This window comes from Cupriavidus lacunae, assembly GCF_003353055.1.
GTDB lineage: Bacteria > Pseudomonadota > Gammaproteobacteria > Burkholderiales > Burkholderiaceae > Cupriavidus > Cupriavidus lacunae.
On record NZ_QKWJ01000038.1, the window covers coordinates 50,587 to 62,953 of the forward strand.

Below are 12,367 nucleotides of genomic sequence, written 5' to 3' on the forward strand. Positions count from 1 at the left end.
GGAAGGGCCTTTCGGCGCACAACCCTGTACCCCAAGGCCGCGGCAATACGGATCCAACGCCGGTCAATCCATCGGATCGATCCGAAATGTCCCGCAATCCGCCCGGAATCACGGCGCAAACCGCCGGCCCGGGTTAGGATGCGCGCCGTCGTGTCGGCTCGTAAGCTGCAACCACATTGCCATGTGACGACAACGACCCGCCGGCGCGTGCGCCGGCCCGTGCGGCTGCCCGGCGGCCGCACCAGGGAGAACCAACAAAGCTGGCCATGACTGCCCCGTCGTCATGCCGCCGGCACCAGAGACAAAAATGGTCAGACGCACCAAGGAAGAGGCGCTTGAAACGCGCCACCGGATTCTCGACGCGGCCGAAGCCGTGTTCCACGCGCGCGGCGTGGCACGCCCGTCGCTGGCCGACATCGCCGAGGCCGCGGGTGTCACCCGCGGCGCGATCTACTGGCACTTCAAGAACAAGAGCGACGTGTTCGCCGCCATGTGCGATCGCGTCCACCTGCCGGTGGAGGCGCTGTGCGACCCCGAGCGGCTGGCGCGCCAGGAAGACCCGCTCGGCGGCATCCGCGATATCTGCGCCTATGTGATGCGCCAGACCGTGATCAACCCGCGCTGGCGCCGGATTTTCGAGATCATCTTCCACAAGTGCGAAATGGTGCAGGACAACGGCGCCATCTTCGAGCGCCAGCGACAGTCGCACCAGGACGGGCTGGTCAAGATGCGCGAACACCTGCGCCTGGCCCTGGAGCGCGGCCAGCTGCCCGCCGACCTGGACCTGGACCTGGCCGTCAATGCCTTCCATGCCGCCATCGGCGGGGTGCTGGCGCACTGGCTGTTCTCACCGCAGGACTTCGACCTCGACACCAACGCCGAGCGCCTGTCCGACGCCTTCATCGATACCCTGAAGTTCTCGCCGGCGCTGCGCCACGGCTACGTGCCGCGCCCGATGGCGGAGCTGGACCAGGAACTGTCCACGCTGTGCCAGCAGGCCTGCCCGGACGGACGCCTCGATACCGGCGACCTGGTGCCCTGAGCCCGCCAGCGCCGTCGTCCTACCCGCGCATGGCCTCGCGCCAGCGCGCCAGGAACGCGCGCTTGCGCATCGCGTCCTGCGCCGCCAGCAGGCCCGGGCCGACGCTGATCGGCTTGAGCGCGTAGCCCAGCCGCTCCGACAGCGCCGCCGCGGTGTGCACGCTGTCGGTATCGGTGCGGATGGTATAGAGCTGCGAGGTCGACTTGGCCAGCAGCGCCTGGCCCTCGCGCGACAGCAGGTAGTCCAGCCACAGCCGCGCCGCATTGGGCCGCGGCGCGCGCCGGGCGATAAAAGCCACCCGCGACATCACCAGCGTGTAGTCGCGCGGGGCGATCACATCGATGGCCGCGCCGCGCTCCATCAGCGACAGCGCGTACGGGCCCAGCAGGTTGTAGCCCATCACCAGCTCGCCGCTGGCGATGCGCTCGATCATCTCGGCCGTCGACGCCGACAGCTGCACCCCGGCGCGTCCCAGCGCCTGCGCCAGGTACCAGAACTCACTGCCCATGCGCGCGTCCTGCTGCGCCAGCAGGTAACCCACGCCCGAACGCTCCACGTCATACGTCACCACCTTGCCATGCCAGCGCGGCGCATTTTCCTGCAGCAGCCGCGCCAGGCCGCTGCGGCTGCGCGGCGGGCGCATGCCGGCCAGGTGGCGGCGGTTGTAGACGATCACCGCGGGCTCGAAGGTGGTGCCCCAGGCCTCGTCGCGCCACACCGCCCAGCCGGGCAGGCCGGCGCGCTCGGGCGAGGCGTAGCGCTGCGCATGGCCGTCATTGACCAGCTTGATCTGCAGGTCCATGGCTGTGCTCCACAGCACATCGGCGAAGGCCGCGCCGGGTGCGGGCGGCTTGCCGTCCAGCGCCGCGGTCTCGGCCAGGAAGCGCTGGTTGAGCTCGACCGTGTTGAGATCCTGGTAGTGCACGCGGATGCCGGGGTAGCGCGCCTCGAACGCGGCGATCAGCGGCCGGGCCACGTCCAGGTCGGTCGATGCGTACACCGTGACCATGCCTTCGCGCAGGGCGCCGGCAATGGTGGCGTCATACCCGGACGGATACCCCGGCGGCGCTGCCGGCGGCCTAGACTGGGCATGAAGGGGCGACGCGGCCGGCAAGGCGGCGCCGGCCAGCAGCGATGCGCCCAGCAGTCGGCGGCGCTGCCCCGAGGCAGGCGCGTCGCAAGCGGACGGCAGGGACGGCTGGGACGGACGCGTGGGCACGGTGGTCGGAAACGGAAGGGGACGGCTGCGTGGAAAGTCGCTGGTGCGCGGACAACGCGCGCCGGGACCGGCGGGGCGGAGGTATTATAGGCGCCCGCGGCGGGCACGCTCCATCGGGGCAGCCCCCTTGTTGTCCGGACGTTTTCCGTCGCCGCAACCGAAACATGAACCCAACCGGCAGAGGAGGAGACCGGCATGCGCATCCTGCTGGTGGAGGATGAAGTCGAACTGGCGCGCTGGGTCGCCCGCGCACTGGAGCAGGGCGGCTTTGTGATCGAGCACGTCGCCGACGGACTGCAGGCCGAGGCCCGCCTGCAGGCCGAGGAATACGACGCGGTGCTGCTCGACCTGCGCCTGCCCGGCAAGGACGGGCTGGCCGTGCTCAAGTCCATGCGCGGGCGCGACGACCGCACCCCGGTGCTGATCCTGACCGCGCAGGACACTCTGGACGAGCGCGTGCGCGGCCTGAACCTGGGTGCCGACGACTATCTGCCCAAACCTTTTGCCATCGCCGAGCTCGAAGCGCGGCTGCTGGCACTGATCCGCCGCAGCCGCGGGCGCGCGCATCCGCGCCTGCAGTGCGGCACGCTGGTGTTCGACGGCGAGACCCGCAGCTTTACGCTGGACGGCGCGCCGCTGGCGCTGACCCCGCGCGAATCGACCCTGCTGGGCGCGCTGCTGGCACGCAGCGGCCAGCCGCTGACCAAGGCGCAGCTGCTCGACAAGGTGTTCTCGCTCGACGCCGACGTCTCTCCCGACGCGATCGAGGTGCTGGTCTACCGGCTGCGCAAGAAGCTGGCCGGGCACGGCGTCACCATCGTCACCCTGCGCGGCTTCGGCTATCTGCTGGAGCCCGAGGCCGGCCGCTGACATGCGGCTGAGCCCGCGCCATCCCGTGCTGCTGTGGCGCCGCGGCAGCCTGCGCCGGCAGTTGCTGTTGCTGCTGGTACCGGCGCTGGCGGCGATGATGGCGATCGACACCTGGCTGACCTACGGCACCCTGCGCGACGCCGCCAACACCGCCTACGACCGCTCGCTCTATGGCTCGATCCGCGCCATCGACAACGCCATCGGCATGGCCGGCGACAGCGTCCAGCTGACCCTGCCCGACGCCGCCATGGAGATGTTCGAAACCGCGGCGCAGACCCATGTGTTCTACCGCGTGTCGACTGAGCGCGCCGGCCAGGTCGAAACCGTCACCGGCTACGACGACCTGCCGCTGCCCGCCGGCAACCTCGTCAACAACCAGCCGCGCTTCTACGACGCCGAATACCGGGGCGACGCCGTGCGCATCGCCGCCATGGCGCGGCCGGTGTACCGGCCCGATGCGCATATGCGCGTGGTCATCCAGGTGGCCGAGACCGCCGAGCCGCGCACCGCGCTGATCGGCTCGGTCTGGCGCAGCGCGCTGGCGCGCGACCTGCTGCTGATCCTGCTGAGCGCCGGCATCCTCGTGGGCGGCGTCACCTACGTGCTGCGCCCGCTGGCGCGCGTGCGCGACGATGTCGAAGCGCGTTCGCCGGACGACCTGACGCCGCTCGCGTTCGAGCGCGTGCCCGCCGAGGTGCGCCCGCTGGTGGACGCGGTCAACCTGCACGTGTCGCGCTCGGCCGCGATGGCGCAGGCGCAGGCCCAGTTCATCGCCGACGCCGCGCACCAGTTGCGCACGCCGCTGGCCATCCTGAAGACCCAGGCCGAATTCGCCCAGCGCCAGCTCCACGCGCCCGACCCCGAGGCCGCGCGCCAGGCCGCCGGCGAGGCCGTGGGCGGCATCGTCATCCAGCTGGAGCAGGCCGCGCGCCTGACCAACCAGCTGCTCGCGCTGGCACGGGTACGCCAGCACCCCGGCGACACCGCGCAGCCGGGCGAGGTCAGCGACGGCATCGACATTATCGACGCCGTCACCGTGGCCGAGCAGGTGGCGCTGGACTACCTGCCGCTGGCGCGCGGCAAGCAGCAGGACTTCGGCTGGGAGCCGGTGCCGGGGCTGAAGCTGCCGGTGCGCGCCGATGCCGCGCTGCTGCGCGAGGCGCTGGCCAACCTGGTCCACAACGCGATCCAGTATTCGCCGCGCGGCAGCCGCATCACGCTGTCGGCCACGCGCGCCGACCAGACCGCCTGTCTGGTGGTGGAAGACGACGGCCCGGGCATCCCGGCCGAAGAGCGCGAGAAGGTCTTCGCGCGCTTCTACCGGCGCGTGGGCAATGCCGAGCCGGGCTCGGGGCTGGGCCTGGCGATCTCGCGCGAGATGGCGGCGCGGTTCGGCGGCACGGTGGAGTTGGGCGAGGGCCTGCAGGGCACCGGCGTGCGCGCGGTGCTCAAGCTTCCGGTCGGCGAATAACCGCTAGCCGAACAATTCCTCCGCCACGGTCGGATGCAACTGCACCGTGGTCTGCAGGTGCGAGTCGCGCACGCCCAGGCGCAGTGCCACCGCCAGCGTCTGCACGATCTCGGGGGCGGCGTCGTCCATCAGGTGCGCACCCAGCACGCGCCCGCTGCGCGCGTTCAGCACCAGCTTGAACATCGACTGGTGCGCCGTGCCGCCAAAGCGGTTTTCCAGCGAGACAAAGCGCTTGACCACCGTACGAATGCGCTCGGGCTTGCCGGCGGCCGCGATCGCCTGGGCCTCGGTCAGGCCCACGGCGCCGATGGCGGGCTCGCAGAACACGGCGGTGGGCACGAAGTCGAAATCGGCGCGTTCGCCGCGCCGGCCGTACAGCCGGTCGGCCAGCCAGCGGCCCTGCGCGGTGGCCACCGGGGTCAGGTGCAGGCCGTCGATGGCGTCGCCCAGCGCGTAGATGCCGCGCACGTTGCTGCGGAACTGGCGGTCCACGCGGATGCCGCCCTTGTCGGCAAACGCCATGCCCAGCGCTTCCAGCCCAAGGCCCTGCGCATTGGAAATGCGCCCGATCGCCGCCAGCGCGGCCTGGGCGCGCACCGTCTCGGTCTGGCCGGGCCGGTCAGTGGGGCGGTAGCAGACTTCCACCGCGCCATTGGCCTGGCTCAGCAGGTGCACGCGGGCGTTCAGGTGCAGCCGCACGCCGCGAGCCACCAGCGCATCGGCCAGCGCCGTGGAGATATCGTGGTCGAAGTGCGGCAGCACCCGGTCGCCCGCGACCAGCAGGTCGACCTTGACGCCGTAGCGCGACAGGATCGAGGCCTGCTCCACGCCGATATAGCCGCCGCCGATGACCGCAATCGAGCCCGGCAGGCTTTGCCAGGTGAAGACATCGTCGGAACTGGCGGCCAGGTCGCCGCCGGGCACGTCCAGCACGCGCGGGCGCGCGCCGGTGGCAATCAGGATGCGGCGGGCGTGGATGGTCTCGTCGCCGACGCGCACCTCGTCGGGGCCCGTGACCAGCGCATCGCCGTGCAGCACCTCGACGCCGGACTCGGTCAGGCGCTGGGTGTAGCCGACGTTCAGCCGCGCGACTTCGGCGTTGACGCGCACGATGGCATCGCGCCAGTCCTCATGCCCGCCGGTATGCGACAGGCAGCCCGACAGGATGGCCGACCAGGATGCGCCGTAGGACAGCATCTTCTTGGGCACGCAGCCGCGGTTGACGCAGGTGCCGCCGATGGCGTCGCGCTCCACCAGGATCACGCGCGCGCCGTGCGACGCTGCGCGCCGCGCGCAGGCCACGCCGCCCGAGCCGCCGCCGATCACCACCAGGTCTGCCTTGCGCACCTTGTCGTTGCGGCGCGTGCGGCCATTGCGCACGCGTGGCACCTGCTCCACCGGCGGCGCCGCGCTGACCTCGCGGGCGCGCCGCGGTTCCCTGGCCCCGGCGGGGGTTGTCTGGCGCTTAGTCATCCATGCCTCCTGTCGCGGCACGCGGGCCGCATCGACAACAATCAGGCCAGCGCCAGAAACAGAAACTAGGCGGCCGGCCGCAGTTCGGTATTCAGGATCGACGGCCACTCGCGCAGGAAAGTTTCCCCGTCGCGGCGGCCCAGCTCGTAGGCGTGCGTCATGGCATCGGGCCGGGTGTAGTCCCAGCTCGAGATCGGCACGCGCTGCGAGGGCTGCAGGTACAGGCGGCGCTGGCCGCCTTGCTCAAGCACGAAACGGCGCGGGCGCGGGTACAACCGCGTGACCAGCACCAGCACATTGCCCGGCGCGGCATCGAGCGCGTCCACGGGCACATTGTCGACCAGCCCGCCGTCCAGCACCGGGCGGCCGTCGCGGCGCAGCACCGGCGTGAACGGCGGCGTCGAGGCCGATTGCAGCAGCAGGTCGGCCAGCTGCTCGGGCGAGGCGCAGTCCTGCGCGCGCACGAACTCCGGCCGGAAACCCAGCTTGCGCCCCAGCCGCGGGTGCAGCGTCTTGAGCACATGCTTGTCGATGTTGTACGCCAGCAGCCCCGCGGCCACCGCCAGGCGCGGGCCGCTCCAGCGCGGGATATGCGCCACGCCGATGCGGATCTCCGGCGCCTGCTGCAGGTGCGACAGGCGCCCGTCGGCAAAGATCGTCAGCAGCGCGGTGCGGTAGATGCCGTAATGCGGGAACACGCGCTCGTTGCGCAGCAGGTTGCCCCAGTACGCATTGCGGCGGTTGTTGGACAGCACCTCGCGGTAGTAGTCCATGGTCTGGTGCGAGTCATGCGCATAGACCATGCATGCCGTCGCCGCGCCGGCCGAGATCGCGGCGATCACGCGCGGGCGCAGCTGCAGTTCGGGCGCGACCGTGTCCCACCAGCCCGCCTGCCACCAGCAGCGGTTGCCGCCGCCGGCAAAGACGATCTGGTCAAAGGGATTGGCGTAGCCGGAATGCATGGGGATCAGAGCAGCGCGTACGTGGTGGTGGCCTGCACCGCCAGCTTGCCGTCGGCGCCGGTCAGCTCGATCTCGCCGAACGCCACGGTCTTGCCCAGGCGCAGCACGTTGGCACGCACCAGCACGTCACCGTCGATCACCGGGCGCATGAAGCTGGTGGTCAGCGTGACCGTGGTCATCGGGCGGAAGGCGCCCAGCGCGCTGGCCACGGCGACGATCATGGCGGTATCGGCGGCGGACATCAGCACCTGGCCGCAGACCACACCGCCCGCATGGCGGAACGATTCGCTGAACGGCAGGCGCAGTGTGACGCCCTGGGCATCGACGGCTTCGGCGCGCAGGCCAAGCTGGCGTACCCATGGCGCCAGCACGCGCTCGAGCGTGGCGTCGATATCCGCAAGAGTCAGGGCTTCGGGCATGCTGCTCCTTGTTCTGGCTGGCCGCACCGCAGCCGTCCTGTGGCGGACCGCTACTCTGTCTCCTCCGGCGCGACGCGATGTTTGAGGCAATGATACAGGGGCCCGGTGGCCAGCACCACGAAGGCCATCCGGATCACATGGAAGGCCGTCACCAGTGGCACCCCCACCTCCAGCACCTTGGCGGTGATGCACATCTCGGCAATGCCGCCCGGCGTGGTGCCCAGGATCACCGCGGCCGGGTGCGCGCCCGACAGCGCCGACAGCACCCAGCCGAGCAGCGCCGACACCACCAGCGCCAGCACCGTGTACAGGGCCACGCCCGACAGGAAACGCGGCGCCGTATGCAGGAATTCGCGCGAGAAACGCACCCCCAGCGACACCCCGATGAGCAACTGGCCGGCGCGGCTCATCCAGGTGGGAATGGCCGACAACTCAATGCCGGAAGCCGTCAGCACCGCCGCGGCCAGCAGCGTGCCGATCACGAACGGGTTGGGCATGTTCAGCCGCTTTACCAGCAGCGCCACGCTCAGCGTGATGGCGATCAGCGCCAGCAGCCCCGGCGCGCTGACCACGCGCGGGCCGGGAATATAAGGATCGAGCCCGTGGATGCCGCCGTACTGGAAGATCGCCGGCACGGTCACCACCACCATCAGCACCCGCAGCGAATGCGCCGCGGCCACCTGGTCGATGCGCGCGCCGTTGCGCTCGGCCAGGTTGGCCATCTCCGAGGCACCGCCGATGGCGGTGGAGAAGAACGCGGTCTTGAAGGCCACGCCGGTGGTCCGCTGCAGCAGGATGGCGCCGCCCGCGCCCAGCAGCAGCGCGAACAGCGAACCGGCGACGATGTAGGGCAGGAACTCCACCAGCCGCGCCACCACGTCCGGGGTGAAGTAGAGCCCGAGCGACGCGCCGATCACCCACTGGCCCGCATTGCGCGCCTGCGTCGGCGCGCGCAGGTCGGCCCCAGCCATGCGCGCGGTGGCCACGGACAGCAGCGGGCCGATCATCCATGGCAGCGGGGTATGCAACGCGGTACAGAGCAGGGCGGCGGCGAGCCCGAGCGCCAGCGTGGGCAGCGCGGACAGCCAGCGGTTGGAGAAGAGACGCATGGTGCAGCGGCCTGGCGCGGGGGCGCCGGCGGCTTGTTGTTCTGGAAGACGGACGATGAAAGACAAGAGGCCCGCGCGCCGTTGGCGTGCGGGCCTCGCAAAGCTTACCGCAAGATCGCGCGCATCATGCCGCGTTGTCGGCCTGTGCGTGCGCCGAGGTGCGGGTGGCGTGCCAGCGCAACAGGCGCGGGATCACCACCACCGCCACGGTCAGCGCCAGGATGGTGGCCGAGATCGGCTGGCGCAGGAACAGGGTCCAGTCACCCTGGCCGATCGACAGCGCATTGCGCAGCTGCTTCTCGGCCATCGGCCCCAGGATCATGCCGACGATCACCGGCGCGGTGGGGAAGTCGAAGCGGCGCATCACCATGCCCAGCAGGCCGACCACGAACAGCAGCAGCAGGTCGAACCACGACTGGCGGATGCCATAGGCGCCCAGGCCCGCGAAGATCAGGATGCCGCCGTACAGCAGCGGCGTGGGCACGCGCAGCATGCGCACCCACAGCCCGATCGCCGGCAGGTTCAGCACCAGCAGCATGACGTTGCCGATGTACAGCGACGCCAGCAGGCCCCACACCAGGTCGCCCGAGGTCTGGAACAGCATCGGGCCCGGCTGCAGGTTGTAGTTCTGGAACGCGGCCAGCAGGATCGCGGTGGTGTTCGAGGTCGGGATGCCCAGCGTCAGCAGCGGGGCCAGCGTGGCGGTCACGGCGGCGTTGTTGGCCGCTTCGGGGCCGGCCACGCCTTCGATGGCGCCGACCTTGCCGAATTCTTCCTTGTGGTTCGACAGCTTTTTCTCGGTCGCATACGACAGGAAGGTCGGGATCTCGGCGCCGCCGGCGGGAATCAGCCCGAACGGGAAGCCGATGATGGTGCCGCGCAGCCACGCCGGGACCGAGCGCTTCCAGTCCGACTTGTTCATGTGGACCGAGCCGAGCTTGTTGAAGGTGCCCTCCGGCTGCGGGAAGAACGCGTTGAACAGTGCCTCGCCCACGGCAAACAGGCCCACCGCCACCACCACGATGTCGATGCCGTCGTACAGTTCCTGCACGTTCATCGAGTAGCGCGTCTGGCCCGACAGCGAATCCATGCCGATCAGGCCGATGCCCAGGCCCAGGAACAGTGCGGTCATGCCGCGCAGCAGCGACGAGCCCAGCACGGCCGAGACCGTGGTGAACGCGAGCATCATGATCATGAAATACTCGCCCGGGCCGAACTGCAGCGCCACGTCCGCCGCCACCGGCGCGAACATCGACAGCAGCACGGTGGCAATGGTGCCCGCCACGAACGAGCCGATCGCCGCGGTGGCCAGCGCCGGGCCGGCGCGCCCGTTCTTGGCCATCAGGTTGCCTTCCATGGCCGTGACCATGGTGGAAGACTCACCTGGGGTATTCATCAGGATCGAGGTGGTCGAGCCGCCATACATGGCGCCGTAGTAGATGCCGGCGAACATGATCAGCGCGGCGGTGGGTTCCACCTTGGCGGTCAGCGGCAGCAGCATCGCCACCGTCAGCGCGGGGCCGATGCCGGGCAGCACGCCGATGGCGGTGCCGAGGAAGCAGCCCACCAGGGCCCACATCAGGTTGATTGGCGTGATCGCGACGGCAAAGCCGTGCATCAGCAGATTCAGGGTTTCCATTCGATGACTCCTTGCTGGACGGGCGGGCTCAGAAGCCAGCGATGGGCAGCAGCGGCAGGTTGATGCCGAGCAGGAATTCAAACAGCGCCCACATCGGCACCGTGATGCACAGGCCGATCAGCGCATCGCGCACGATGCGGCGGCTGCCGTAGCCGCGCGCCACGCACACCATCAACAGCGTGGACGACAGCACGAAGCCAAGCGAGCCGATCAGCGCCATGTTCAGCACCAGGCCCGCGGCCACCCACAGGAAGCCGCCGAAGTTGTGCGGTGCGTCGGGCAGTTCGGCATCTTCCTCCGGCATGTTGCGGAAGCCGCCGCGAACGCCCTGCCAGGTCAGCAGCGCGCCGCATACGCCCAGGCCGACGGCCACCAGCGTGGGCACGAAGCGCGGCGACAGGCCGGCATAGCCCTCCTCGCCGGAGATGCCGGACAGCCCGAGGAAGAAGAACAGCGAGAGCGCCAGCACGGCAATGCCGATGGCGAGGTGCGACGGTTTCATGGAGACTCCTTGGCCTTTGTCGCCAGCAGGGGCGCTGGCGTCCGCGACGCTGGCTTGGTTGCCCGCGCGGCGGCAAGGCCCGGCGACATATGGTTTATTTGTCTGGTATCGCAGGTGGACACCGGGCCCTGCGCCGTTTTCCTGCCGCCGGGTTCACCGGCGGGTTTGGCAGGCACGACAGGTAAAGCAGGTTGAAGCGGTATTGCTCGATGACGGTGCTGCGGGCAGCCCTTACTTGGCCACGCCCAGTTCACGCAGCGAGCCGCCCAGGCGGGCCGATTCGCTGTCGACGAACTTGCCGAACTCGTCGCCGGTCAGCAGGAACGGGGTCCAGTCGTTCTTCTGCAGCGTGTCCTTCCACGACTTGCTCTCGGTGGCCTTGACCACCGCGTCGATCATGGCCTTGCGCTGCTCGGCGCTGATGCCGGGCGCGCCGTACACGCCGCGCCAGTTGTAGATCTCGACGTTCACGCCTTGCTCCTTGAGCGTCGGGATATCGGCGGTGCGGTCCTTGGAGGTCACCGCCAGCGCGCGCATCTTGCCGCTCTTGATGAAGGGCAGGAACTCCGACACGCCGGCAATGCCCACCGTCACGTGGCCGCCCATGATCGAGGCCGAGGCTTCGCCGCCGCCCTGGAACGGCACGTAGTTGATCTTCTTGGGATCGACGCCCGATTCCTTGGCGATCAGGCCGGCCAGGATATGGTCGATCGAACCCTTGGAGCCGCCGCCCCAGCTGACGCTGCCCGGGTTGGCCTTGAGCTGCGTGGTCAGGTCCTTGACCGACTTGATCGGCGAGCTGGCCGGCACGGTGATGACCATGGTGTCGGCGAACAGGCGCGCGATCGGGGTGGCGTTCTTCAGCGTGACCGGCGGATGGTTGGTCTCGATCGCGCCCACCATCACCGCGCCCACCACCATCAGCGCATTGGGGTTGCCCTTGTCGGTGTTGACGAACTGCGTCAGCGCGATGGTGCCGCCGGCGCCGCCCTTGTTGTCGTACGAGGCGGTCTTGGCCGTCCCCGATGCGATCATCGCGGCGCCCAGCGAGCGGCCGGTCTGGTCGAAGCCGCCGCCCGGATTGGCGCCGATCATGACCTTGACGCTGTCCAGCGCAAAGGCCGGCGCGGCGGCAAAGGTGGCGGCAACGGCGGCCGATGCCATTACGGCATGGGCCAGGCGGGAATAGGTACGGCGCATAGCGGTCTCCTGGTTGTACCGGGGACGCGCCATGCCAGCCTGCTGGCAGCCGCGCTCCGACCCGGGCGTTCCGGCAGCCACTGCATTGCGGGGGACGGGAAGAGCGGCCGGAGGCTGCGCGCAAAAGCGCAGTGCCGGTGCTTGTCTCCTGTCCGGCTTGGCGGGGCGTGGCCGGGACTGTTCTTGGACTTTTGGTGAACGTCAGACCGGAGTTACCGGTCATGTGGCGGATTCTAGGCGGCGGAAACTGTCAAAAGGCTGTCAAAGGGGAGGAGAATGGCTCGGGGTTTACGTGGATGGCGCGCGGGGATGCCACCGATTCGCTCCCCTCTCCCGCCTGCGCTTGCCTTTACCCACAACTTCCGGCGGCTTACTCGTTTTTCTGGAAGATCCGATACATTTCGGTGATTTCGTGCAAAACGAGGAAGCCGCGCCAGAGGACAGTAGCACCGGGGGGATCG

The 12,367-nt window shown here is 69.6% G+C and carries 11 protein-coding genes; 3 read left to right on the plus strand and 8 right to left on the minus strand.

Going from position 1 to position 12,367, the window contains the following annotated elements; all coding sequences use genetic code 11:
* The first annotated feature begins 307 nt into the window (after window positions 1-307).
* Window positions 308-1,042 (plus strand): TetR family transcriptional regulator, encoded by a 735-nt coding sequence (locus tag DN412_RS25245; protein ID WP_115214080.1) that lies wholly within the window; start codon window positions 308-310, stop codon window positions 1,040-1,042.
* A 19-nt stretch (window positions 1,043-1,061) separates the two neighbouring features.
* Here DN412_RS25245 and DN412_RS25250 read toward each other — a convergent pair whose 3' ends face one another.
* The gene (locus DN412_RS25250; protein WP_208647656.1) at window positions 1,062-2,156 is read right to left on the minus strand and encodes an ABC transporter substrate-binding protein; all 1,095 of its coding nucleotides are present in this window, start codon (window positions 2,154-2,156) and stop codon (window positions 1,062-1,064) included.
* A 300-nt stretch (window positions 2,157-2,456) separates the two neighbouring features.
* Between DN412_RS25250 and DN412_RS25255 the strand changes: the two genes are divergently transcribed.
* Together DN412_RS25255 and DN412_RS25260 are read left to right on the plus strand one after the other, a co-directional pair.
* Window positions 2,457-3,131, plus strand: a complete 675-nt coding sequence (locus DN412_RS25255) for a response regulator (protein ID WP_078198368.1) — start codon at window positions 2,457-2,459, stop codon at window positions 3,129-3,131.
* 1 nt (window position 3,132) lies between these two features.
* On the plus strand, window positions 3,133-4,602 hold the full coding sequence (locus tag DN412_RS25260) for a sensor histidine kinase (protein ID WP_115214081.1): 1,470 nt from the start codon (window positions 3,133-3,135) through the stop codon (window positions 4,600-4,602).
* A 3-nt stretch (window positions 4,603-4,605) separates the two neighbouring features.
* Here DN412_RS25260 and DN412_RS25265 read toward each other — a convergent pair whose 3' ends face one another.
* From DN412_RS25265 to DN412_RS25295, 7 genes are all read right to left on the minus strand, one after another.
* Window positions 4,606-6,075, minus strand: a complete 1,470-nt coding sequence (locus DN412_RS25265; protein ID WP_115214082.1) for a dihydrolipoyl dehydrogenase family protein — start codon at window positions 6,073-6,075, stop codon at window positions 4,606-4,608.
* A 65-nt stretch (window positions 6,076-6,140) separates the two neighbouring features.
* Window positions 6,141-7,037 carry a patatin-like phospholipase family protein gene (locus tag DN412_RS25270; protein ID WP_115214083.1) on the minus strand — a complete coding sequence of 299 codons (897 nt, stop codon included), beginning with the start codon at window positions 7,035-7,037 and terminating at the stop codon, window positions 6,141-6,143.
* 5 nt (window positions 7,038-7,042) lie between these two features.
* A complete protein-coding gene (locus tag DN412_RS25275; protein ID WP_115214084.1) occupies window positions 7,043-7,456 on the minus strand; it encodes a PaaI family thioesterase in 414 nt (137 codons plus the stop codon).
* A 50-nt stretch (window positions 7,457-7,506) separates the two neighbouring features.
* The gene (locus tag DN412_RS25280; RefSeq protein ID WP_115214085.1) at window positions 7,507-8,565 is read right to left on the minus strand and encodes an AbrB family transcriptional regulator; all 1,059 of its coding nucleotides are present in this window, start codon (window positions 8,563-8,565) and stop codon (window positions 7,507-7,509) included.
* A 124-nt stretch (window positions 8,566-8,689) separates the two neighbouring features.
* Complete coding sequence (locus tag DN412_RS25285) at window positions 8,690-10,204, minus strand: tripartite tricarboxylate transporter permease (RefSeq protein ID WP_115214086.1); 1,515 nt, start codon at window positions 10,202-10,204, stop codon at window positions 8,690-8,692.
* Between the two features lie 28 nt (window positions 10,205-10,232).
* The gene (locus DN412_RS25290) at window positions 10,233-10,706 is read right to left on the minus strand and encodes a tripartite tricarboxylate transporter TctB family protein (RefSeq protein WP_115214087.1); all 474 of its coding nucleotides are present in this window, start codon (window positions 10,704-10,706) and stop codon (window positions 10,233-10,235) included.
* 231 nt (window positions 10,707-10,937) lie between these two features.
* Window positions 10,938-11,906 carry a tripartite tricarboxylate transporter substrate binding protein gene (locus tag DN412_RS25295; RefSeq protein WP_115214088.1) on the minus strand — a complete coding sequence of 323 codons (969 nt, stop codon included), beginning with the start codon at window positions 11,904-11,906 and terminating at the stop codon, window positions 10,938-10,940.
* Window positions 11,907-12,367 lie beyond the last annotated feature (461 nt).